General features: G+C 58.4%; 20 protein-coding genes and 1 pseudogene. 10 read left to right on the top strand and 11 right to left on the bottom strand.

From position 1 onward, the window contains the following. Nucleotides 1-47: 47 nt before the first annotated feature. The 3 genes from H4Q31_RS17750 to H4Q31_RS17740 all read right to left on the bottom strand — a co-directional run bounded on the left by H4Q31_RS17750 (nt 48) and on the right by H4Q31_RS17740 (nt 3092). The gene (locus H4Q31_RS17750; RefSeq protein ID WP_185180406.1) at nt 48-923 is read right to left on the bottom strand and encodes a sugar phosphate isomerase/epimerase family protein; all 876 of its coding nucleotides are present in this window, start codon (nt 921-923) and stop codon (nt 48-50) included. Between the two features lie 232 nt (nt 924-1155). Next, on the bottom strand, nt 1156-2013 hold the full coding sequence (locus H4Q31_RS17745) for a sugar phosphate isomerase/epimerase family protein (protein WP_185180402.1): 858 nt from the start codon (nt 2011-2013) through the stop codon (nt 1156-1158). Beyond that, nucleotides 2010-3092, bottom strand: a complete 1083-nt coding sequence (locus tag H4Q31_RS17740) for a Gfo/Idh/MocA family protein (RefSeq protein ID WP_185180401.1) — start codon at nt 3090-3092, stop codon at nt 2010-2012. Before H4Q31_RS17740 ends, H4Q31_RS17745 begins: the two co-directional genes overlap by 4 nt. Before the next feature lie 121 nt (nt 3093-3213). On the opposite strand from H4Q31_RS17740, the gene H4Q31_RS17735 reads away from it, so the two are divergent. From H4Q31_RS17735 to H4Q31_RS22050, 4 genes and pseudogenes are all read left to right on the top strand, one after another. Beyond that, nucleotides 3214-4119, top strand: a complete 906-nt coding sequence (locus H4Q31_RS17735; protein ID WP_185180400.1) for an AraC family transcriptional regulator — start codon at nt 3214-3216, stop codon at nt 4117-4119. Nucleotides 4120-4183: 64 nt separating this feature from the next. After that, nucleotides 4184-5134, top strand: a complete 951-nt coding sequence (locus H4Q31_RS17730; protein WP_185180399.1) for a helix-turn-helix transcriptional regulator — start codon at nt 4184-4186, stop codon at nt 5132-5134. A 189-nt stretch (nt 5135-5323) separates the two neighbouring features. After that, nucleotides 5324-5692 (top strand): VOC family protein, encoded by a 369-nt coding sequence (locus H4Q31_RS17725; protein ID WP_185180398.1) that lies wholly within the window; start codon nt 5324-5326, stop codon nt 5690-5692. 234 nt (nt 5693-5926) lie between these two features. Next, nucleotides 5927-6753, top strand: a pseudogene (locus H4Q31_RS22050) (transposase); the annotation flags it as partial. Nucleotides 6754-6954: 201 nt separating this feature from the next. Here H4Q31_RS22050 and H4Q31_RS17715 read toward each other — a convergent pair. Both H4Q31_RS17715 and H4Q31_RS17710 read right to left on the bottom strand, forming a co-directional pair. Then, nucleotides 6955-7614 carry an HAD family hydrolase gene (locus H4Q31_RS17715; protein ID WP_209703646.1) on the bottom strand — a complete coding sequence of 220 codons (660 nt, stop codon included), beginning with the start codon at nt 7612-7614 and terminating at the stop codon, nt 6955-6957. 14 nt (nt 7615-7628) lie between these two features. Continuing rightward, nucleotides 7629-8006 carry a tautomerase family protein gene (locus H4Q31_RS17710; protein ID WP_311771757.1) on the bottom strand — a complete coding sequence of 126 codons (378 nt, stop codon included), beginning with the start codon at nt 8004-8006 and terminating at the stop codon, nt 7629-7631. 201 nt (nt 8007-8207) lie between these two features. Between H4Q31_RS17710 and H4Q31_RS17705 the strand changes: the two genes are divergently transcribed. Next, a complete protein-coding gene (locus tag H4Q31_RS17705; RefSeq protein WP_185180396.1) occupies nt 8208-8807 on the top strand; it encodes a TetR/AcrR family transcriptional regulator in 600 nt (199 codons plus the stop codon). A 136-nt stretch (nt 8808-8943) separates the two neighbouring features. Next, on the top strand, nt 8944-9693 hold the full coding sequence (gene map, locus H4Q31_RS17700; RefSeq protein ID WP_185180395.1) for a type I methionyl aminopeptidase: 750 nt from the start codon (nt 8944-8946) through the stop codon (nt 9691-9693). On the opposite strand, the gene H4Q31_RS17695 is transcribed toward map, so the two are convergent. From H4Q31_RS17695 to H4Q31_RS17680, 4 genes are all read right to left on the bottom strand, one after another. Then, on the bottom strand, nt 9671-9931 hold the full coding sequence (locus H4Q31_RS17695; protein WP_185180394.1) for a hypothetical protein: 261 nt from the start codon (nt 9929-9931) through the stop codon (nt 9671-9673). The genes map and H4Q31_RS17695 overlap by 23 nt on opposite strands. Nucleotides 9932-10032: 101 nt before the next feature. Then, nucleotides 10033-10608, bottom strand: coding sequence for a TetR-like C-terminal domain-containing protein (locus H4Q31_RS17690; RefSeq protein WP_185180393.1), 576 nt, complete (start codon nt 10606-10608; stop codon nt 10033-10035). After that, complete coding sequence (locus tag H4Q31_RS17685; RefSeq protein ID WP_185180392.1) at nt 10589-11341, bottom strand: MBL fold metallo-hydrolase; 753 nt, start codon at nt 11339-11341, stop codon at nt 10589-10591. Before H4Q31_RS17685 ends, H4Q31_RS17690 begins: the two co-directional genes overlap by 20 nt. 233 nt (nt 11342-11574) lie before the next feature. Further along, entirely contained in the window at nt 11575-12093 is a 519-nt protein-coding gene (locus H4Q31_RS17680; protein WP_376698268.1) for a hypothetical protein, read from the bottom strand. A gap of 261 nt (nt 12094-12354) precedes the next feature. Here H4Q31_RS17680 and H4Q31_RS17675 point away from each other — a divergent pair, with 261 nt between their 5' ends. The 4 genes from H4Q31_RS17675 (at nt 12355) to H4Q31_RS17660 (ending at nt 15480) form a co-directional block, all read left to right on the top strand. After that, nucleotides 12355-13398 carry a D-2-hydroxyacid dehydrogenase gene (locus tag H4Q31_RS17675; RefSeq protein WP_185180390.1) on the top strand — a complete coding sequence of 348 codons (1044 nt, stop codon included), beginning with the start codon at nt 12355-12357 and terminating at the stop codon, nt 13396-13398. Nucleotides 13399-13608: 210 nt separating this feature from the next. Continuing rightward, complete coding sequence (locus H4Q31_RS17670) at nt 13609-14463, top strand: ABC transporter ATP-binding protein (protein WP_185180389.1); 855 nt, start codon at nt 13609-13611, stop codon at nt 14461-14463. After that, nucleotides 14456-15112: an ABC-2 transporter permease gene (locus H4Q31_RS17665; protein ID WP_185180388.1), complete on the top strand. Its 657-nt coding sequence runs from the start codon at nt 14456-14458 to the stop codon at nt 15110-15112. The genes H4Q31_RS17670 and H4Q31_RS17665 overlap by 8 nt, the downstream gene beginning before the upstream one ends. Further along, the gene (locus H4Q31_RS17660) at nt 15109-15480 is read left to right on the top strand and encodes a GntR family transcriptional regulator (protein WP_185180387.1); all 372 of its coding nucleotides are present in this window, start codon (nt 15109-15111) and stop codon (nt 15478-15480) included. Before H4Q31_RS17665 ends, H4Q31_RS17660 begins: the two co-directional genes overlap by 4 nt. A 65-nt stretch (nt 15481-15545) precedes the next feature. Here the strand turns inward: H4Q31_RS17660 and H4Q31_RS17655 are convergent, their stop codons facing one another. Both H4Q31_RS17655 and H4Q31_RS17650 read right to left on the bottom strand, forming a co-directional pair. Beyond that, nucleotides 15546-16997, bottom strand: coding sequence for a SulP family inorganic anion transporter (locus H4Q31_RS17655; protein WP_185180386.1), 1452 nt, complete (start codon nt 16995-16997; stop codon nt 15546-15548). A 262-nt stretch (nt 16998-17259) separates the two neighbouring features. Further along, nucleotides 17260-23487 (bottom strand): S-layer homology domain-containing protein, encoded by a 6228-nt coding sequence (locus tag H4Q31_RS17650; RefSeq protein ID WP_185180385.1) that lies wholly within the window; start codon nt 23485-23487, stop codon nt 17260-17262. Nucleotides 23488-23583: the final 96 nt, after the last annotated feature.

Here is a 23583-nt window from a genome sequence, read left to right as displayed (position 1 = left end):
TAACTCGACTGCGTGGCGCCTTTGGCGGGCTTGCCAAGCTGCCCGGCTTACTTCCACTGCCGCAGGAAGCGGACGGCCGCGGCGATGTCCTCCTCCGGCTGCAGGCCGACCTCGCGCTCGATCGTCAAGTAGCCGGCGTAGCCGATCTCCTGCAGCGCCTGCAGATAGGCCGGCCAGTCGACGGCCCCTTCGCCGAGCGGCACTTCGCGGAAGAACTCGCCGGCTTCCACCAGCTTCGCAAGCTTGTCGTGGTCCATCGGCTCGTAGCCAAGCGCGCCGTAGATGTTGCGCGGATCGGTCTCTTGCAGCCGGACGCCGTCCTTCGCGTGCGTGTGAACGATGTAATCGCCTAGCAGGCGAACGCCCTGCGCCGGATCGTCTCCCGTCACCATCACCATGTTCGCCGGGTCGAAGTTGACGGCTACGCCCTTGACGCTCAGCTTGTCGAGGAAGCCCTTGAGCCGCGCCGCCGTCTCCGGCCCGGTCTCGATGGCGAAGTACGCGCCCATGCTATTCGCATACGCGCTTAACTCCTCGCAAGCGTCATGCATGGCCGCGTATGCTTCGCCATTCTCGTCTTCCGGTACGATACCGATATGCGTCGTGACGACCTTCGTCCCCAGATCGAGTGCCAGGTCGAGAATCCGCTTGGACTTCTCCACCTTCCAGCCGTTCTCCTTCCGGTCCTGGAAGCCGTGTCCGCCGAGATCGCCGACAAGCGCGGATACCTCCAGGCCGAGCGATTCGATGTACGCCTTCCATTCCTTGCGCTTCGCAGGCGTCAGCTTCTCCGGGTCCATCTCGCCGCTCACCGCATAGATCTGCACGCCGTCGGCTCCAACCTGCTTCGCCTTCACGAGCCCGTCCCGCACGCCGACTCGAAAGCTATCGACGATCACGCCAATCTTGTTCTCCAAGCGCAAAGCCATCCGTCTCATCCTCCCGTCTATATCTCGCGTTCACTCTCCATTAGCCTCCTATCGACAATCGGGGTGCAGCGGTCTCCAACCGAGGACATCGCTCGAAAGCCTACACTTCATCCCGCATCCGCAGTCTACACCTCATCCCCGATCCGCTGTCTACACCTCATCATCCTCAGCCTCAGCCTACATCTCACCTCCAATCCGCAGTCTACACCTCATCCCACAAACCAGCCTACACTTCATCCCACATCCGCCGCGCATTCGCGAGCCCGATCCGGGTGCCGAGCTTGCATTCTTCCATGCCCTCGAACTCGATCGAGACATAGCCATCGTAGCCCGATGCCTTCACGACGCGAAGCGCCTCGCGCATATCGATGTCGCCCTGTCCTACGATCGCTCCGCGCAGGTAATTGCCCGACAGCGTCCGGAAGAAGCCCTCTCCCGGATCGCGGGATGCCGGGCGCAGGTAGAAGTCTTTCAAATGCACCATAGAAGCGTAAGAGATCGTCTTCTTGACCGCGCTGACCGACTCCTCGTCCGCGCACATGAAGTTGCCGACGTCCATCGTCAAGCGGAAGTTGGGACGGCCGGCCGCTTCAACCAGCGCCGTCACGCGATCGCTGTGCTGGACGTAGTAGCCGTGATTCTCGACGCTCGTCGTAATTCCGAATGGCGCGGCGTAGTCGGCGATTCGCCGGCAAGCCTCCGCCAGCTTCGGCAGCTCCCGCACGAACATCGCGGACGTCCCGCCCTCCCGGCGCGCGACATCGTGCCGCATCCGCTTCGCGCCCAAAGCGCGGGCGATGTCCACTTCGCCCATCACCCGCCGGATCTCCGCTTCGAACGCCGCCTCGTCGTCCGTCACGAAGTTCGCGCCGACGGCGTAATTGGATACCTCAAGCCCCGTCTCCGCCGCCGTGCGAACGATGCTCCCGATCAACTCCGGATTGTCCGTCAGGCTGAAGCCGAACGGCACGATCTCGACATGCTGCCCGCCCGCTTCGGCGATCCAGCGGATGGCGTCGGTCACGCTCATCTCCCCGGAAGCCATCGCCCGCGACAAGCTGTACGTGCTGACTCCCAGCTTCATGCCTGCTCCTCCCCGGCATCGAACCGGATCTCGCGGCCAAGCCTCGCCGACTCGTAGACGCCGCACAGAATCTTCATGATCTCGACGCCGTCTTCCACCGGACTGATCGGCTCCCGCCCCTCCCGGACGCAATCGACGAAGTGATCGATCTCCCCTTGGAACGCCGCCCGGAAGTCAAAGCCCGCATGGTCGACCTGCGGCGTCACGTTCAGAATCGTGTCATGCTTCTCCGTGATAATCTTCAGCTCCGGAATGACCTCGAAGCCGCCCTTCGTGCCGAACAGCTTCGCCGAGCTCTCATCCTTCTCGAGATGAAGCGTGAAGCTGACGTCGACGTAGAGCGAGGCCCCGTTCTCGAAGCGGATCAGCGCGTTCGCCAAATCTTCCACCGTGTTGAGAGACGGATCGTAATCCGCAGCCTTGTAGAAGGACAGCCCCTTCACATTCTGGCGGTTCCCCAATTCGCGATAGGCGTTGCCGCTCACCGAGACGACCTTCGGCTTGCCCATCAAGTACCAGCACAGGTCGATGACGTGCACGCCGATATCGATCAGCGGCCCGCCGCCGGAGCGCTTCGCGTCGGCGAACCAGCCGCCGGGATTGCCCAGCCTGCGCAGAATAGACGCCTTGGCATAGTAGATGTCGCCGAATTCGCCCAGCTCGGCGAATCGGCGCAGCAGCTGCGCGTTCGGGTCGTATCGGCGGACGAAGCCGACCTGCAGCAGGCGTCCGGACGAACGGACGGCTTGCTGGACGGCGAGCGCTTCCTCGACCGTGAGGCAGAGCGGCTTCTCGACCAGCACGTGCTTGCCCGCGTTCAGAGCGGCGATCGCGATCTCCGCATGCGTGTTGTTCCAGGTGCAGATGCTAACCGCGTCCACGTCCGGATCGGCCAGAAGCTCGCGATAATCGGCGTATGACTTCGGGGCGCCGTACTTGTCCGCGGCCGCCCGCGCGCGAGCTCCGTTCACGTCGCTAACCGCAACCAAGTCGGCGAGAGAGTTGTTCCTGTAGGCTTCCAAATGCGCTTCCGAGATCGAGCCCGCGCCGATGACGGCGACTCTTACCTGATCTGCCAACGTCTATCGCTCCTCTCATTCTTTTCAACCTTCACCATGTACTATAAAATGAGAGGAAACGAACAGCCATGAATCCCTGTGCTGTCCTTTTGTAATAACTTGCGGAATCGAGGCGACGCAGTTGGATAAGCCGATCGCGCTTTGGGAACCGATGCCCATGCCGGATCCCCACTTCCCGATGAAGCTTCACCATTGCCGATTCGACCAATATGGAGCGACGACGTTCCCTTATCACTGGCACGAGCACCTCGAATTTTTGTATTTCGTCGAGGGAGAGGCCCGCATTACGTGCAACTCCTCCACCTATGACGTCGGTCCGGGCGATCTGATCGTCGTGAACAGCACGGACCTGCACCATGGCGTCAGCCTGTCGGATCATTTGTTTTATTTTGCGGTTATTCTAGATCCCTCTCTGCTGCACAGCCAGTCCCCCGACGCCGTCGAGACCAAATACATCATGCCGATCACCCAGAACCGGATCATGTTCGCCAGCCGCATCTCCGGCGACCCGGCCGTGTCCGAGTGCATCGACACCCTCATTCGCGAATATACGTCCCGGGAATTCGGCTACGAGCTCGCGGTCAAATCGTGCCTGTACCGGCTGCTCGCGCTTCTGCTGCGCAACTACGTGCAGGAGAGCCAATCGCCGCAGGCGTTCTCCGCGCGGCTTCGCCATCTGGAGCGGTTCGGTCCGGTGTTCCGTTATATCGAAGAGCATTATGGTGAGAAAATTAGCGTAGAACAGCTGGCGGCCATCGCCTCGCTCAGCCGCTATCACTTCTCTCGCCAGTTCAAAGAGCTGACGAACAAGACCGTCTCCGACTACGTCAACTTCGTCCGCATCGGCAAAGCCGAGACGCTTCTGCGCCACTCCAGCCTGAGCATCTCCGAGATCGCCTCGATGGCGGGCTTCAGCGATATTTATTACTTCAGCAAGCTGTTCAAGGCGCACAAGCGGGTGCCGCCGACGCGCTTCCGCAGCGAGGGCGCCGCGCCAGCTGACAACATAGACGGAAGCATCTCTTAGTTTAGCAAAGGCAGCCGAAAGATATTATGAATGGTTGAATTCAAACAAGGGAGTGCAGCTTCAATTGAATAAAACAGAGCGTCTTTTAGCTATTGTGATGGAATTACAGCGAAGCAAATTACTGACAGCCGATGAATTAGCAGAGGTATTAGGGGTCAGTATAAGAACGGTCTATCGTGATATGCAGGTTCTAAGTGAAGCAGGTGTTCCCATAGTTGGTGAGACAGGATTAGGATACTCTTTGATGGAAGGCTATTTTCTTCCACCAATTAGTTTTACTGTAGAAGAGGCAGTATCACTTCTTCTTGGAGCTGAATTCATAGAAAAACGTTTTGATCCTGCATATCGCAATAGTGCTCGTTCTTCCCACAGAAAAATAGAAGCAATTCTTTCTCGATCCATCCGTGAGGAGACAAACCGAATACAAGGGAGCATCCGTCTGCTCCAAAAAGATGAAATGGCCATAATGACACGGGAGAAAGTAAACCTGGGAATCATTCGTGAAGCCATGCTGGAGGGCAAGAAACTTCGTTTCACATATCACAAGCGGGTTGCTGGAGCTGATGGGAACCGGGTAACTGTGCGAACTGTATCGCCATTCGGATTGGCACATGACGAGCAGAATGGCTGGCTGTTACTTGCTTTCTGTGACCTACGGGAGGATATTCGTCATTTTCGAGTCTCTCGGATCAGTGACCTTACCGTGACTGATGATACGTTTCAAACTCCCGATAACTTCAACCTTCAATCCTATCGGCCGAAGGATACCCGTAGCATACGGGTCTGTGCACTTTTTAATTCAGAAATCACTGATAAAGTTGAAGAAGCAAACAACTATTATATGGAGACTGCCGAATCTAAAGAGGACGGTTACCATGTCACTTTTCGTGTCCGTCAACCGGAAGAATTGCTGTCTTGGATTCTTGGGTGGGGGGCAGATGTGGTGGTCACTGAACCTGAATCCTTCAAAAACCGAGTAAGAGAAGAAATCGAAAAAATGAAAGAACGCTACTGACATACTGTTGGCAGTAGGGGTCTTGTAAAATCAAGATATACAAATTGAAAGCGAGGTTACTTACATGACTTTATAATGAAACGAATGGTGCACCAAAGGTTGCAAATGCTTAGTAAACTCACGTTAGTTGATGCACGTTCATAGACTGCCGTGTGGCGAATGACCCACGAGCAAAGGAGGACATTAATTATGTCAGCGATTGGACCCGACTTCATTTCACTTCAAGTGAGCAATCTTGAAGGCTCTGCGGAATTCTATCAAAACTATCTCGGACTGGTCCGCTCACAGGCGGGGCCACCTCATGCTGTGGTCTTTGAAACAAAGCCTATTGCATTTGCACTTCGTGACCTAATGCCAGGAATAGAACTCGGTTCAGGTACTCAGCCTGGACTTGGTGTCGCTCTGTGGCTTCATGCCCCTGATTCGCAAGACATCCACGACAAGCTTATTGCAGCAGGCGTAAAGATTACATCCGCACCAATAGATGGACCATTCGGGCGAACCTTTACATTTGCCGACCCAGACGGTTACCTAGTTACCCTTCACAGTAAAGCATAATACCTAAATGTATCCAGCTTAATAATAGTGATAAACTGCTTATCGGACTGTATCCATGACCAATACATTGTTGTATCTTGTTAAACTATCCTGCCCTTTAGTTGAGCAAAGGCAGCCGATCATTCCAGACCGGCTGCCTTTGTGTATGCATTTAGCTATCGTTCCCCGATAGAATTCCTGTAAATTGATTATTTCGGCGTTTGAAATAAAACGAGCGCCGGAGGTCGCTCTACTATGAAGTTTAAGACCCAGGACAAGCAAAATCAACTCATTGAAAACATTTCCTCCTCCCATCTCGTCGTCGGCGTAGACATCGCTCAGGAGGCTCATGTTGCTCGCGCCGTCAGTTTCCGAGGTATTGCACTCGGTCGTCCGCTTGAGTTCGGTAGCCTCGGTGAAGGCTTTAAAGCGTTTGGTCTCTGGATTCAAGACCTATTCATATCTTGTAATCTCAGCAAAGTAATCGTTGGTATGGAGCTCACCGGCCATTACTGGTTAAGCCGCCGTGAATCAAATTCATCGCTGGGTCGACATCGTCTTTCCTGAATTGCGACAAGTCTTTAAAATCCTCACCTGCACGAGTGCCTTAGTCACCTTACGTCTGTTTTCTCTCCCAAAGGAGATTAGCCGGTTAACGACAGACCAAGTCATTGCCGGTTGGAAGCAACATGTGAAGCGTCATTCCGGAATGCGTCGGGCAGAGCAACTTATTGCTCTGGCGAAGCGTAGCGTCGGCGCGACGAAAGCTCTGCACGCCTACAAGCTGCATGTTACTTGCCATTCCTGGCGTTAATGCGACGAGTTTAGCAGGGGTACTAGGCGAAGCCGGTGATCTGAGTGGGTATGCGCATGGAAACGCCTTGCTACGCCATGCTGGCCTGAACCTGACGGAAGCGAGCTCAGGCAAGTGGTCTGGGAAAATAGCACTCAGCAAACGCGGGCGCCCCCGTCTAAGGCGTTTTCTCTATCTCATGACGATGTGTATGGTGATGACCAATTCAGCTGTCAGGGCCCTTCACCACCACAACGTTGATAAAGAAGCTCGCCAGTTGATGAATTCGCAGGATGGAAAAGAAGCACGGAGTATCGGGAAGCGTTAAACAAAAGGGCTCGGACCCAATCCGTTAGAAAGACCGACTTCCACCCCTTAGTTTAGATGTGACGAAGGAATCATTTCGAGGGAGTTTAACGAGACATAAGCAAGAGCCGTTCCGACGGGGCGCCTGCCCGATCGATACGGCTCTCTTCTTCCTCTTATCCTATTAACGAGCCCCCAACCGCCCGATCCACTCCTGCAGCGGCTGCTCCGCGAGCGACGGCAGCACAAGATCCGCTTCCGCGAAGTCCATGAACGCCGTGAGCGGGTTCGGCACCGCGACGCCGTACAGGCCGGCCGCTTTGGCGGCGCGCAAGCCGTTGACCGAATCCTCGATGGCGACGGCCTCATACGGCTGAACGCCTAACGACGCGACGGCAAGACGATAGAGCGCCGGATCGGGCTTCACCTTGGCGACCTCGTCCGCCGTATGGATCGCTTCAAAGTAATGCATGAGCCCATAGTCCCGCAGATGCGGCTCGACCGAGCTGCGGCGCGAGCTGGTGGCCAGTCCGATGCGCAGCCCAAGCCGCTTGGCCTCCTCCAGCGTATCCACGACTCCCGGACGAAGCAGCAGGTTCTTCACTCGCTCCGCATAAGTCAGCTCGTAATTGCGTTTGATCTCCCGCCGATCGACGGCTCGTCCGAGCCCCTGCTCCAGCTCCACGTAAGGGTCGAATGCGCCCCACGTGCCGATCCCAAGGGCCCATCTCTCCAGCGACAGCTCCAGCCCATACGCTTGAAATATCCCGCGATAAGCGTCATAAGCCACGGACTCGGTATCCAATATCGTTCCGTCAAAATCAAATACAATCGCGCGTATCAACAGCCCGCCCCCCTCTATACGTCCAGCCGATAAGGCAATTCCATCTCGTCTCCGGGGACGCCGCGAATTCCCCAATTGGCCAGCGGCACATCGATCAGCACGATCTCCAGATCCTTCTCGTTGAAGCCGCAAGCGGCGGTTCTCTCATATAAGAGCTGAATCAAATTCTTCTTCGTCTCCGCGGATTGTCCCTCGATCAGCATGATCTCGATGATGGTATAGTTCGGGGAACGAGTGTCCGGGAACACGAAGTCATCCTTATTCATTCCGATGAATCGCTGATAACGGGCATGCACCGGGATCCCTAGCACTTCGACCAGACATTGATGGATGATGTCGGAGATCGTCTCGCGGAAAGAGCGGATGCGCTCTCTAACACCGAATATTTTCACCGTTGCCAATGGGCTCCCTCCTTCTAGGCCTATCTTATCACACTCGCAAGAGTGTCCAAAATCGTCCGCAGCGCAGCCGCCGCACTCTGCTGAGGTACCGGTCATATGCTGTAACATCGACGGCGGACTTGACTCTTGGGGGCAACAGGCGTAATTTTATATTGACATGACAGCAGGTCAAAAAAATACGGGAGGTTCCCTATGTCGCCGCGGACGAAGGAACAGAACGAAGCTATTCGCTTAACTCGCATCCGCCAGATTCAGAGCGCGGCGGCGGAGGTGTACCTGCAGCGGGGCATGAGCTTCGAGATGCGCGACGTGGCCGCACAAGCAGGCCTCGGGTACGGCACTGTCTACCATTACTATAAGAACAAATATGAGCTGTTCCACGAGCTGCTCGCCAGCGCGCTCGACTCGGCTTCTGAGCTGTCCGCGCGGACGCTCGCAGACGGCGGGCCGCTTCCGGAACGGCTCCGAGCATGGACGGTCGGGCTTCTGACGCTGTGGGCGGAGGAACCGATGGTGTTTATCTTGTACAAGATGGCGTCTGAAAATTTCCATCAGCTGCCGCCCGAGCTGGTCGGCCGCCTCCCGGCCCGGTTCGAAGCCGAGCTCTACCGGCCGGTGATCGAAGCGCTGCAGGCGTCGGAGGATGAAGCCTCCGCCTTGGAGAATGCGAATGTGCTGATCGGATCGCTCACAGGCTGCGCCGGGTTGTGGCTGTACCATGGACGCCGGGAGCTCGATGCCGCGAAGATCGCCGATCGGCTGCTGGCCGGATTCGGCGAGCGGAAGATGTAGCGGGTGTTATGTTGATGCAGATGTTGATGCGGTGTTGATGCGGTGTTGATGCGGTGTTGATGCGGTGTTGATGCGGTGTTGATGCGGTGTTGATGCGGTGTTGATGCGGTGTATTACGAGAGGGGTTTGGTAACGAATGGTTACTTTGAAATCGCCTAGCGAGATTGAACAAATGAAGCCGGCGGGCGCGATTGTCGCCGCCTGCCATCGCGAGATCGCGAAGATGATCCGGCCAGGCGTGTCCACCTGGGACATCGAGGAGCTGGTGGAGGACATTCTGCGCAAGGCCGGCGCCAAAGCCTATACGAAGGGGTACAAGGGCTACAAATACGCCACTTGCGCTTCGGTGAACGACGTGATCGCGCACGGCTTCCCGAACAAGAACCCGCTGAAGGAAGGCGATCTCGTCAAGATCGACATCGTCTCGCAGCTAGACGGCTGGATCGGGGATTCGGCTTGGACGTACGGCGTCGGCCAGCTGTCGCCGGAAGCGGAGAAGCTGATGCGCGTCACGAAGGAATGCCTGGACATCGGCATTGCCAATGCCGTCGTCGGCAACCGGATCGGCGACGCCATGTATCCGTTGCAGAAGCACGCGGAGGCGAACGGGTTCTCCATGGTGCGCGAGCTGGCGGCGCACGGCGTCGGCCGCGAGCTGCACGAGGACCCGAGCTTCATCCATGTCGGAACGCCGGGCAAGGGGTTCCGGCTGAAGGAAGGCATGGTGCTGACGATCGAGCCGATGGTGAACGCCGGCACCTGGCGGATGAAGATCGACGCCGACGGCTGGACCGCCCGCACGATGGACGGCAAGCTGTCCGCGCAGTTCGAGCACACGGTCGCGATCACGAAGGACGGACCGGTCATCCTGACGGCGCAGGAGTAAGGGGGAGTCGCCGAGTGACTGCGGCGAACGATATCCCGGCGATGTAGCGGATGCAGGCGATCTGATCGACTTCATTCGGCGGGTTTGCCGATTCCGCGTCCATGTAGGCGATTAGATCGACTTCATTCGGCGGGTTTGCCAATTCCGCATCCATGTAGGCGATTAGATCGCCTTCTCTCGGCGGGATTGCCGATTCCGCATCCATGTAGGCGATTAGATCGAATTCTTCACGCCGCACGCGGTTCGCGCGCGGCTTGTTCGCCGTTCGGCAGCTGTACGCGAACCGCAGCGGCGGAGATCTACAGCCTCAGCGACCTAGATGCCCGCTTGTCGCTCAACTCATCCTTCCCCCGTCCTCATCGCCTTGACGCCGGCCAGGAAAGTATCCACCATAAGGCGAAACGTCACGTCCAGATCAAGCGGAATGCCGAAGCCCCCTTGCCGCTCCAGCGTGACGAAGCCATGCAGCAAGCTTCGGATCGCCCGCACCGCGTGAACGGCGGCGTCTCCCTCCAGCCCGTAGCTGGTCATCGCACGATATACTTGGTCCAGCACTCGGCCTCCGGCTTGCTGCAGCAGTTCGTCGTCCGGGGCCGGCGCCCGCTGGATCGCTTCGTACAGTCCCGGATGCGTGCGGGCGAAGGCGACATACGTGCGGCTGAAAGCGCGAATCGAATCGTCTCCGGTACAGCCGGCGACTTCCTGCTCAAGCTGGGCGGAGAGCGTCGCCAATCCGCGGAGCGCGAGATGACGGCGCAAGTCCGGCAGACCGGCTATGTGGTTGTACAGCGAGGGCGAACGGATCTGCAGCTTCTGCGCGAGCGAAGCCAGCGTGACCGCTTCGAACCCTTCGCGGTCGGCGATCTCTGCAGCGGCAGTCAGCAACGTCGGCAGATCAAGACCGATTCGAGGCATGAATGGAGTCGCTCCTTTGCGTTGTAATGGTGCGTTCTGCCTCCGCAATAGCGCGTTCGATCGCTTGCGAAGGGCTGCTCAGCATACGGCCGTGTCCGACTGCGAGCAGAGACGGCTTCAATTGCTGCAGCTTGCGAACGCTGTCCAGCGCAGCCTCCTGGTTCCATGTGGCCATCGCCGGGAACGGGAACCACGGCTTCAGCTGTCCCGTCACCGCGACGCCGCCGCGGGTCTGCATCGCATCGCCGGCGATAAGCGCACGGTTGCGCGTGTCGAGGAAGGACATCGAGCCCGGCGTGTGCCCCGGCGTCGAGATCGCCAGTAACGAGCCGACGCGATCGCCGTCGTACAGCAGAACGTCCGGCTTCGAGGCGATCTTGCCGGGCTTCGGCACTCCTCCGCGAATCGGCATAGACGGCTCATGCGCGTCCAAGCTCTTGTCGCCGGCGAGCAGCCTGGCGTCGCGCGCCGAGATGTAGATTGTCACCTCGGGCAGCTCCTTCTTCAGGGCATCCAATGCGCCGATATGGTCGCCATGGGCATGCGTAAGGACGATTCGCGCGATCGGCTTGCCGATGCGCGCCGCCGCTTGGAGAATGCCCTTCACCCCATACGGCAGCGCAGCATCAATCAACGTCAGGCTGTCTTCCTCTTCTACCAAATAAGCACTTACGGGGAAAAAGCGGGGCATAAACGTCAGTTGGATCACCGTATCCTTGCGAATCGTCCGCATCTCAATCGCTCCTTTTATTCGATAACTAATATCATTAGTTTTATAATAATTAATCACGTTAGTTTTCACAACTCCTTTTTGGAAAAAATTGATTCGTGCGCACAAAACGGCATAACACGCCGCTTCCCGCACGCAATTGCGTGATCACGCCTCACATTGCGTGATCACGCCCCACATTGCGTGATCACGCCGCGGATCATCCGGCTTCGGGCGAGGTCGCGTTCTGAATAGATCTAGCCTCTCCCTTTGATCCGTTTGCTAATTCGTTTGTTAACGGCCTTTCCACCGCCGCCGACTGCGTGCTGCTGCTTAGAAGCGGCGCTCTCGATGGCGGAGTTCGTCCCCCCCGTGCTGAAGACGCCTCCCCCGCTCGCCACCTGAGTCGCGGAAGCGTTCCGGCTCCGCTTGGGCAGCTTCACGATCTGATCGTTAAGGACAATAACAACTTCTTGGCCGGAGCCCGGCTGCGGCCGGTACAACAGCGGAGTCGCACTGGGGCGGCCCTTGATCCGCTTGAAGCCTGCCAACTCCTTGTTAACCGCTGTTCCGTCCGCTCCGACGCTCTGCTGCTGCTGTGCCTTGGGCGAGTTGATCGCCGCATTGTTGCCCGCCGCGCTGCTTCGGCCGGCTCCGCTCGCAATCTGCGTCGTATTCGGCGAATTGGTGAACTGATGATTGATAACGACGACCACTCGGCGAACGCCTGACAACGGCAGCTTGGCCGTCACTCGTCTCTTGTTCTTCTCGATGATGAGGGTCAGCCGGCTTGCGTTGTTCACGAAGGGCTCATCTCCAACCTACTCGGATTAGGTGCGAATCCACCCTGTTCTACCATATGACGCGCTGTCGAAGACAGACAGGGCCGATGAACCTGGGGACTAGATAATCCGCGCTAAACAGCGAAAGGCACCCCAATCATGCAGCGATGAGCTGATCCTGCCGCATTGCTGCCCCGATCTAATTCGGCTACGATAAATAAGTAGATAATGCATGGCGAAGGAGACATTCAACGGATGAGAATCGTAGTGCTGGACGGATATGTGCTGAACCCCGGCGATCTGAGCTGGGATTCGCTTGAGGAATTGGGCGACGTCGTCGTGCATGGCCGCACGCCGGCGGATCAAATCGTGGAGAGAAGCCAAGGAGCGGAGATTCTCTTGACGAATAAGACGCCGCTCAGAGCCGAGACGCTCGCCAAGCTTCCGGATTTAAAGTACATTGGCGTGCTCGCGACCGGCTATGACGTCGTCGACGTGGAAGCCGCCAAGCGGCAAGGCATCATCGTGACGAACGTGCCCGCTTACGGGAACGAGTCCGTGGCGCAGTTCGTCTTCGCGCTGCTGCTCGAGCTGTGCAGCCGCGTCGGGCTCCACAGCGAGTCGGTCCGGCAGGGCGATTGGTCGCGCAGTCCGGAGTTCAGCTATTGGCGGACGCCGCTCGTAGAGCTGTCAGGCAAGACGATCGGCATTGTCGGGCTGGGTCGGATCGGTCGCCGAGCCGCGCAATTGGCGGACGCCTTCGGCATGAAGGTGATCGCGGCGGGACGGCCCGGCTCAGCCATCGCATCAAGTGTCAGCGGCACCGTCGACAGCGGCAACTATGCGGAGCCAAGCGCCCCCGCAGGCCAATCGGGCATCGCTTCTGACAACGACGCGCCGTTCATCCGCCGGGTCGATCTGGCGACGCTGCTGCGCGAATCGGACGTCGTCAGCCTGCACTGCCCGCTGACCGCAGACACGGAAGGCATGATCGGCCGCGAAGCGCTCGCTCTCATGAAGCCGACCGCGTTCCTCGTGAACACGGCGCGCGGCAAACTGATCGCCGAGGCGGACTTGGCGGCCGCCTTGAACGAAGGCCGCATCGGTGGCGCCGCGCTGGACGTGCTGTCGGCGGAGCCGCCGAGCAGCGACAACCCGCTGCTCACAGCCCGCAATTGCATGATAACGCCGCATATCGCCTGGGCTTCGCTCGAAGCGAGAACCCGCCTGCTCGGCATCGCGGTAGACAACGTCGCCCGCTTCCTCTCCGGGTCGTCGGTTAACGTCGTGAACGGCTGAAAGCTGAAGCCGCAGCCGTAACTTAAGATGGTCACGACAACGCATGGGAGGAACGAGAAATGGCAGCGTCATAAGAACAGGGGCTGTTGCTTGTCAGAAAGCAATAGCCTCTTTCGCCGTGCTGCAGCTTTCCCCAACCTGTTGACTCCATTCACCCCTAGTGATATATTGTGCATATACGATATACACAATCCAACGAGGAGGTATGGCATGCTGGCCTTGGATGTTCGCAATCTGACTAAGGTATATCCGAATTTTCAGCTGAGAGATGTGTCGTTCCAACTGGAGAAGGGTTACATTATGGGCTTCATTGGCGCGAATGGCGCGGGCAAGACCACCACCATCAAGTCGATCTTGAACATGCTTCATCTGGATGGCGGCGAGGTGCGCATTCTGGGCAAGAACATGGCTGAACACGAGCTCGAGTTGAAGCAGGAGATCGGATTCGCCTTCGGCGGCATCGACTTCTATACGCGAAGCAAGATGAAGACGTTAACCGACGTCATGAAGAGGTTCTACACTCATTGGAACGACGACACCTACTACAGCTACCTGAGCAGATTCAAATTGGACGAGAACAAGAAGATCGTCGAGCTGTCGACGGGAATGAGAGTGAAGTACAGCTTAGCGCTCGCCCTATCTCACGGCGCGAAGCTTCTAATTCTCGACGAACCGACGAGCGGCCTCGATCCGGTCGCAAGGGACGATCTGCTTGATATCTTCCAAGAGCTCGTCGTAGACGGCGAGATCAGCATCTTATTTTCAACCCATATTACCTCTGACTTGGAGAAGTGCGCGGACTTCATCACCTTCATCGAGAACGGACGGATCATCCACAGCTCCGAGAAAGAAGAATTTAAGGAGTCCTATCGCCTGCTGAACGGCAGCGAAGACCAGCTGAACCAGGTGAAGGATCGGTTGATCTCGTTCAAGAAGAACTCGTTCGGCTTCACGGGATTGATCCGTTCTCAAGACTTCGATCCCTCCTCCGGCATCAAGGCAGCCACGCCGAGTCTTGAGGAGATCATGATCTACTTCGCGAAGATGGAGGCTGCGCATGTATAACTTATTGATGAAGGATTTGAAGTTAGGCGTCAATCCGATGTTTCTCGTCATGCCGTTGCTGATGGGCGCCTTAATGCTCGTACCGGGTTGGATCTACTTCATTGTGGTCATGTACTTCTTCTGGATCACGATCCCGAATATCTTCGCCCAATTTAGAGCGCAGAACGATCTGCTCTTCACGACGATGATGCCTGTGACCAAGCCGGATATGGTGAAGGCAAGGATGTCCGTCATTGTCATTCTGGAGATCCTGCATATTGGGACGGCCATGATCTACGGCTTGTTCACGATTCGCCTCTATCCGGATCTGACCTATTATTTCTTCGCGCCGCATCTGGGATTCTGGGGGCTATGCTTCATCATGGTGGCGATCTTCAACCTCTTCTTGTTCCCCATGTATTACAAGACAGCGTATAAATACGGTCCGGCGCAGATGACAGCTATCGCCGCCGCTGTGGTATTTGCCGTTATTGCCCAGTGGGTCGGGATTCAAAGCTCCTATGTATCCGACCTCTTCAACGGATCCGGCGCTGACAATGCGGCGATCCAAACATCCATCCTGGCGGCAGGGATCGTGATCTTTGTTGCTTCTACGTGGATTGCTTACCGCATCTCGGTCGCACGATTCCAACGGGTGGAGATCCAATGAACATCGCCATATCGAATTCTTCGGACAAACCGATCTATCAGCAGCTGTTCGAACAGATCAGCGCTCAAATTCTCAAAGGCGAGTTGCCGAGCGGCTACAGTCTGCCGCCTATTCGCCAAGCAGCTCTGGAGCTGCGCATTAGCGTCATCACCGTCAAGAAGGCTTGGGAAGAGCTCGAACGCTGCGGTCTGATCCACACGGTAACGGGCAAAGGATGCTTCGTAGCCGAATTCTCCCCCGACGAGATGCTGCGCATCCGCGACGAGACGGTCTCGAAGCAGATGGCCATCGACGCCGCCTACTACCAATCGTTCGGGCTCACGCTAGATGAAGTGGTGGAGCTTATGAAGAAGGTTTATCCGGATTAGGCGAGAGCAAGCTATACAAAGAGGCGGCCCCACCCTTCACGGGAGAGCCGCCTCTCTGCTATTGCTCAATGCCCAGCCGGTACGGCTAGCCCGCTTCGGTCAACCAGCGCCTGGCTCTCTTCGTTCAAGCCGGCGATGGTCGCCCGCTTCCCGTTCTGCTCGTACTTCGCAACCGCCTTGGCAATAGCCGTGACGGCGGAATGGTCCCACAGATGAGTCGCGCTGAAGTCGATGACGACGCGGTCCGGATCGCCCTTGTAATCGAACAGATCGGCGAAGCGAGTCATTGTGCCGAAGAACATCTGCCCCGTGATCCGGTACGTCTTCACGCCGCCTTCCGATACCGAAGCGTGCGCATGCACGCGCGCCGACTTCCAGCCGTACAGGAGTGCGCTCAGCACGACGCCGGTGACGACGCCGATCGCCAGGTCCGACGTGATCACGACAAGCACGACGGTGACGATCATGACGAACGCATCGCCGCGAGGAACCTTCACAAGTGTGCGGAGCGAGTTCCAGTCGAACGTTCCGATCGAGACCATGAACATGACGCCAACCAGCGCCGCCATCGGAATCTGCTTGACGACGTCGCCTAGCACCAGAATCAAGAACAGCAGGAACACGCCCGATACGAAGGTCGAGAGCCGCGAGCGGCCGCCGGACTTGACGTTGATCATCGTCTGGCCGATCATCGCGCAGCCCGCCATGCCGCCGAACAGGCCGGAGACGACGTTGGCGATGCCTTGGCCGCGAATCTCCTTGTTCTTGTCGCTCTTCGTCTCCGTCAGCTCGTCCACCAGCGACGCGGTCATCATCGATTCGGTAATGCCGACGACCGCCAGCGCAAGCGAGAACGGCAGAATCGTCCACACGGCATGCAGCGACAGCTCGATATCCGGCAGGTGGAAGAACGGCAGCGCCTGCTTGATCTCGCCCATGTCGCCGACAGTCCGCAGATCCAGATGCAATAGCATCGATAGAGCGGTCATGATAATGATGGCAACAAGCGCGGAAGGTACCGCCTTGGTCAACAATGGGAATAAATAAATGACCGCAAGCGTTCCAGCGACCATCAAGTACATGATCCAGTTCGCGCCTTCGAAGTTCGTCAATTGCGCCATGAAGATGAGAATGGCTAATGCGTTCACGAAGCCGGTGACAACCGAATGCGGAATGAAGGTAAATAATTTGCCGAATTTCAACAATCCCATTACATATTGAAGAATGCCTGTCAGAATGGAAGCGGCGAATAAATATTCGATGCCGTATTTGGCAATAATAGGCCCCATAAGGGAGGCCATCGCGCCGGTCGCCGCCGAGATCATGCCCATCCGTCCTCCGACCAGCGAGATCGTGACGGCGATGCAGAAGGAAGCGTACAAGCCGACCATGGGATCGACGCCGGCCAGAATCGAGAAGGCGATCGCCTCCGGAATCAATGCCAAAGCGACGGTCATGCCGGACAGAATGTCCTTGCGAACGTTGAAGAACCAAGCATTTTTCAATTTTGCGTACACCTAAAGAAGCTCTCCTCTCCCCATATTTCTCTCTTTATATAGCGACTGTGGCGCAGTCAGGGGTCCGTCCCATTCGTTATTATGCAAGTCAAGCAAGGCGATCCACTCTCAGGAACGCCGGGTCCGATAATCAATGGAACTCATTATACACCATCTGTTCCGATATTCTCTACCCGTTTGGTTAATTTCATTTGCGGTAAAAAAAGAGAAGCCGCCCGCTCGCGGCGCGAGATAGCGGCCTCTCTATCCATTCTCTTCTAAACTAGTTCATGAATTGCCCAGCCTCCAGCAAACGTCGGATAACCGTCGCCGCTTCGGCGCGGGTCGCCGTGGCGAGCGGGGCGAACGCGCCTTCGCTCTGGCCTCGCATCAATCCGCTATTAATCGCCAGTTGAACGGCGTCCGCCGCCCAAGCGTGAATGTCGCCGCTATCCGAGAAGCTTGCGGCAGGAGCGGCAGAAGACGTCTCTCCCGCAATGAGCCTATACGCAGCCGCGACCATGACCGCCATCTGCTCGCGGGTGATCTCGCCCCCCGGACGGAAAGCGCCATCATACATGCCTTGAACTAACCCGTATTCGGAGGCAGCAGCGATGGCTTCGGCATGCCAGTCGAATGAGGAGACATCGCCGTAAGCCCTTGCCGCGCCATCCGCCCGCAAACCGAGCGCCCGGATGAGCAGCACGGTGAATTCAGCGCGCGTGACCGGTCGATTCGGCGCGAATGTGTCGGCCGATACGCCTTGCACGATCGTCTTCGAAGCCAGCATCCGGATCGTGTCCGCCGCCCAGTGGCTGCCAACGTCAACGAATGCGGGTGCCGGATGATCGGCGACGACGAAGAGCCCGTTCAACGCGCTCTTGATCGTGACGACAGTCTTCCCGCCGAGAGTCTCGAAGACAGCCGGGACGAACTGGAAGGTTCCCTTCACCGGATTGTAGAGCAGCGCCGTTGCCGTAGCCGGATCCAGTTCTTCGTCTAGGGTTAACGTTCTCGCGGCATAGCTGCCGCCAAAGTTGACGACCTCTTCAACCCCGTCCTCGCTCTCCCGCGCGATCGTGAATTCAACCGGTCGACCGATCAGCCGCATGCCCAAGGAACCGGCCTTATCCCGAACTTGCTCTGCAGAAGCTCCGTTCGCTTGTCGCAGCTTAAACGTCCATTGCAAATCCGCATCAAGAGCGTCGCGAGTCCCGATAAGCTTGGAGATCAGAGACATCGGGACCAGCCAAGATAATTCGCCCGAGCGGAGCTCGATCGCCGCAGTCGGGTTCGCTTGGGCCGCTGACCGGAGCCCGCCGATCGTGAATGGCGCTTCTCCCTCCCGATCCGACGATGGACCGATCTCGAAGACGATGACGCTGTCCTTCGACTCCATCAGCTTCCGGTCGTTGTCTCCGGCATTGGGGCCGGCCGGCGATGCCGGCGCCTCTCCGCCGGCATCGCCATCCGAGCCTCCGCCCTTACCGCCGCCTGGAACGGAATCGTTCGCCGTTACGCTCAACGTATATTCTCGCGCTGCATCCCCGTAAGCGACTTGAAGCCGCGTCTCCCCGACCTTCAGGCCCGTGACCGTCCCACTGTCGCTCACGGAAGCGATCGCCGGCTCGGTCGTCGCGAAGTCGGCTTGATCCGTCACGTCCGCGCCGGACGAATCCTTCACTTTGACTTGCGCCTTAGCGCCTGCCTTCAACGAGAAGCGGCCGGTCGATCCGTCGCTCCACTCGACCGCGAACGGCTTCGGCCCGTTCGCGAAGCCTTCGTTCACTTCGCGGAATTCGAACGCGTCAGGCGCACCGTTCGCGACGTCCGCTATTCTGGCGTTGCGAATGATAAGGTTGTCGACCGTGACGCCGCCGCGGACGGTCGGAGCCGCTTCAACGCCCTTGGTGCCCGCACTATCGAACACATTGTCCTGAAGCAGCACGTCCTCGACAGTGTAGGCCCCCGTTATGGACAGCCCCTGAAGCTTGCTGTCGATGGCGGTGTTATCGCGGATGACGATCGGCCCGGTCAGATCCTTCTCTTCGGCCGCGATCCACAGGCCGCCCAGATCGCTGCCGACATCGGAGCTGTAGCTGCCTGTCCGGATCATCGTGTTGCGCTCCACGACCGTCGTTCCAGCGAACGAGACGGGATTGAACCGGGTCGACACCGCGATGCCCGCGCCCTTCGTAATCGTGTCAAGCGCGATATTGTCCTGAATCTTGTTATCGGTACCGCCGAATACGACGATATTATCCGCCAGCCAAGGAAGCGATACCGTGTTGAAGCGGACGGTATTGTTGACGCTTGCCCTTCCTTCGGCCGACCACATGGCGATGCCGTCGTCGCCGGGATAGCGCACGTCGCTCTGCTCCATCAGACTGTTGCTCGTGCCGACGCTGAAGTTAATGCCGTCGGCCATCAGATTGCGAATCCGCAGGCCGACCATGTAGAGGCCATCCGTGATCCGATCCGACATCTCGGCCCCGTCTTTGGCTGTCAGCCAGAGACCCGCCTTGGCGTGCTCGATCCAGACGTTCTGGAGCGCCGATCCCGGTCCGAATGCGCCCTCGAACGCGTTCGTGTGCGCTTCGTCGTCCCTCACGTTAATGCCGACATCGATAAGCAGATCGTACACCTGGACGCCCCCGCCCTTGCCGAAGAACTTCGCCCCGTTCAGCTGCGTGTGCCACATTCCCGCGCCGCGGATCGTCACCTGATCCAGGTCGATCAGGCCGTCGGCCAGGTCGAACTCTCCTGGCGGGAACCAGACGCCCTTGCCCTGCACTTTGGCATCGGCCATCGCTTCCTTGAAGGCCGCCGTGTCGTCGGCGCCGTCTCCCGCGACGGCTCCATAATCGGTTACCGGCACGAATCCGTCCGGCATGGCGTAAGGACCGTCCGCTTGCTCCAGTTCGGCGAAGTCGACGATATAATATTCCGCCGCGCTGTCTTCATCCATCTTCAGCGTGATCGTCGCGCCCGCCGGCACGTCGCCGATCAAGGCGTGCATCTCGTCGAAAAAGCGGTGCGGGCTTCCATCCTGCGGATTGTTGGACCAAGGATAGCTTCCGTACTCCCAAGCGTAGTTGGAGTTAAGCTGCAGCTTCTGCCTGAACTCGCCGTTCACATATAGGCCAAGCGTCGCCTGCGTTCCCGTCCCGTTCGCGCTGTCCGGAATGGAGAAGCGCAGCACGATCGAGTTGGCCGCCTTAGCCGTTCGGAACTCGACGTATTGCCCTGTCTGGTCCAGCTTCACCGCCTGCCGTCCTGATGCCTCGGATGCAACATCGAGATAGGTTCTCGAAGGCCCCAGTATCGTGCCGTTCGTATCACCGTGCTCGGCTTCATAGGTCGTATAAGGCATGGTAGCGCCGCGGTAGTTCTTGTTCACGCTGTCCTTAACTGTCAGCGAATCGATCGCCGCGGCGAAGCGGGCGCTGCCGCCCGCCTGCAGCGAGATCGTGTTGATGCCCGTGCGCAGATCCGCGCTCAGCGGAAGATTCGCCCAGCCTGTGGAAGCGGGCAGCATGACCGTCCCGGCGCGAAGGCCGTTCACGTACATGTCCAGCGCGCTGCGGGCGCCGCTCGCGTTCAGATAGCGCAGTGACAAGGAATAGCTGCCGGCGGATTGGGCATTCACGGCGAACGAGACTTTGGCGCCGCCTGCGTTCAAGCCGTCAACGTAACCCGTGCCCAAGTATCCCTTCACGCTCTCGGACGTATGCGCGCCTCCGCCTTGGAAGGCGTCCTCCGCCTCGTACTTCGCGTCCGCCGCGACCGGATCGAACGCCCAAAGCGCGGCATCCCGGTCTGCCGAAGCATCCAGCCGGACGGCTCCCGCTTCCATCGCCAGCGCCGGCGCCGCGTCCGCCGCTTCGCTGCGGATCGTCTTGTAGCCGAGCAAGTCGGCGATCGACCACTGCGCGGCCGCGTCCGTCTTCCGGGCGGGATCCGCGACGGCGAGTTCGCCGCCCTCGCCCGCCGCGAGCAGGTGGCCGGTCGCACGGTTCTTGAGCAGCTTGCGGCCGTTGAAGTCTTCGGCGAGCCATTGCGAAGCCTCGCCTCCGTCCGTCGCAGCCAGCGCCGCCGCGCCGTCGATCTCCGTCAGGTACCCGGCCGCGCCGTTATAGGCACTCGAGATTCGAACATAGTTCGTATCGTCCTGCACCGGCGTCGACGTGATCTCGTTGCGGCCCCCGTCCATGTTCGGCGTCTCGAACGCTTCAGGCGCCGCCGCGAAGTCCCATTGCACCGACTCGAAGGAGGTCAAATACAGCCCTCTTTCGGCGTAGCCGAACCCATTTTCCACGTTGATATATTCGTCGTTGAAGCTGCCGTTCAAGCTGCGAACCAGCCAGTGACTGCCGTCCGGCGCCGCTTCAAGCGACCAAGCTGCGGCCTGCGCTTCTTCCGGCGCATCGGCGGCGATGATGTACGCGTAGTCAGGCGTCACTTGCAGGTAATGGCCCGTCGCCCGGTTCTTGATGCGGACCGCCGATCCGTCCCGCTCCACGATCCAATGGCTGTAGCCGTTCGATTCTTCCAGGTCGCCGTATCTCGCAATGCCATTCTGCTCGAAGAGATACAGCTGGCTGGAACGGTTCTGAATCCGAATCGGCCCGTCCGGCATCGGCGGGGTGACGGCGGCCGGCACTACGCTGAACTTCGCATTGTCATCCTCGTTATAGGTCGCTTTGACGTTCCCGTTGCCGTCCAACTGGAGGACGCGCTGGCTCCAGGCCGTATTCTTAATGACGCCCGGCGTGTCCGCTGTGCCCTCAATATGCCATTTCGCGCTTCCCCACACTTCGTAGAACTCTTGCGTCGCTTGCGCCGGTGAAGCGGCAGCCGCGGCTTCGTCGACCGCGAAGTTCTGCAAGGACAGGTGGTGCCCGGTCGCCGCGTTCATGACCCAATAATTCCCGTCGGGCGACGCCGTCAAAGCCCAAATCGACGATCGGTCGGTGACCGGAACATCGCCGTACTTCACGACGCCGACGTCCGGGTTGACGGTCGGCGCCTCATAGAGCGCCTGGCCGGACGCGCTAATGAACCGAACGGTCGCCGGCGAATCCGGCGGCACCGGAACGAACAGCCATTGCGGACTGCCCCAATTCGGGTTGATTGACGCGTACTCCGCATACTTGGTCAAGTTCTGCAGGTTAATCAGCCGTCCTTGATCTCCCGTTGGCGCCGGGTCCGTCACATTGCGAATGACTTTGATCCCGTCCCCCAGCGACTTGGCGCTCCAGATCAAATTCGTCGCCGGCGCCTCGTCCTCCGAATGGGGCACGAGCTTCAGACGGCCGTCCGTCCCCGGCGTCGAGAGGTAGCGGCCGGTCGCCCGGTTGACGAAGAGCTTGCGGCCCTCGTACTTAACGATCCGCCACTGGTCTCTTTGGTCCGTCCGTTGGTTGCCGTACTTGAGATCGCCGTTCTCGTCCTCGTACAAGACGAACGACTGCCAGACGTTCTGGATGCGGACGTAGTCCGGCGATGCCGCCTCAGGGTCCTCAAGCATCCATTGCGCCGAGTCCGATGCCGGATCGACGGCGCCGGAGCGGGCGCGGCCGTCGTCTTCCTGGATGTTCAAATAATCAACCGGCTTCGACGCGCTCTGAATCGCAATATAATCGTCGTATTGATCGGATTCCCGGAACATCCATTGGTCTTCCCTCGACGCGTCGGACGTTCCCGCCGTTCCTTGCGCCGGGTTCCCCGCCGTCAAGTAGTGACCGGTCGCATTGTTGCGAATGCGTTTGTGCCCGTCGTAATCCTCAATCGTCCATTGGTAATACGTCGCCGCCAGGACAGAGGAGCCGCCGTCGGCAGGGATGACGCCGTGCCGGATTGCGCCGTTCTCGTCTTCGTACAGGTAATCGGCGCCGGCGTCCGCTGCCGTATAATTAACGATTCTGACCGGATGAACTGCGGGAGGCGTATCCGTCGGTTCAAGCACCCATTGCGGACTATCGAAGTTCACGTTAATATCGCTGCTCGCCTCTGCGAAGCCTAACTGGTCTTCTTCATGAATGACCAAATTCGAAGAGGACGGCGCCGTAGCGCTCTTGAATAGCACGAATCCCCCGCCGCCGATATTCTCGATGTACCACTGCTCCGCGGCGCTGTCTGCGGCAGGCTTCGCCGTCAATGGCGCGCGGCGCATAGGCGTATCGGCAATCGAGATGTAGTTCCCCGTCTTCGCATTCTTAATCTGCTTCGTGCTGCCGTCTGGCCCGTCCTCGATCAGCCAATAAGCGGCCTCGTCCTCCGGCGCCGTGAAGCCGTATAGAACGTTGCCGTCCGACGCTTCGTACAGATAATTGCTCTTCCATTTATTCTTGATGCGTACGTAAGAATGCGACTCGTCATGAACCGATATGTCGGTAAGGTCTGTCGATCCGGGATCGGTTGCTGCCGGTTCGTCCGCGAACACGGGAGCCGCGGAGAAGAGCAGCAGCGCCGCCATCAACCCGGCGAACCAAGATTTGAATCGAGCCATGCCCTCATAACCTCCCCAATGAATGGCTTTCCTGTCTATCATAATTTGCAATCGCTTACATAACGATGTGCGATCTTAAACGAAGCAGGTGCGATC

It is taken from the genome of Cohnella lubricantis (assembly GCF_014212015.1).
GTDB lineage: Bacteria > Bacillota > Bacilli > Paenibacillales > Paenibacillaceae > Cohnella > Cohnella lubricantis.
The sequence above is the reverse complement of the archived record's forward strand: the minus strand, read 5'-3'. Positions and strand labels throughout refer to the sequence as shown.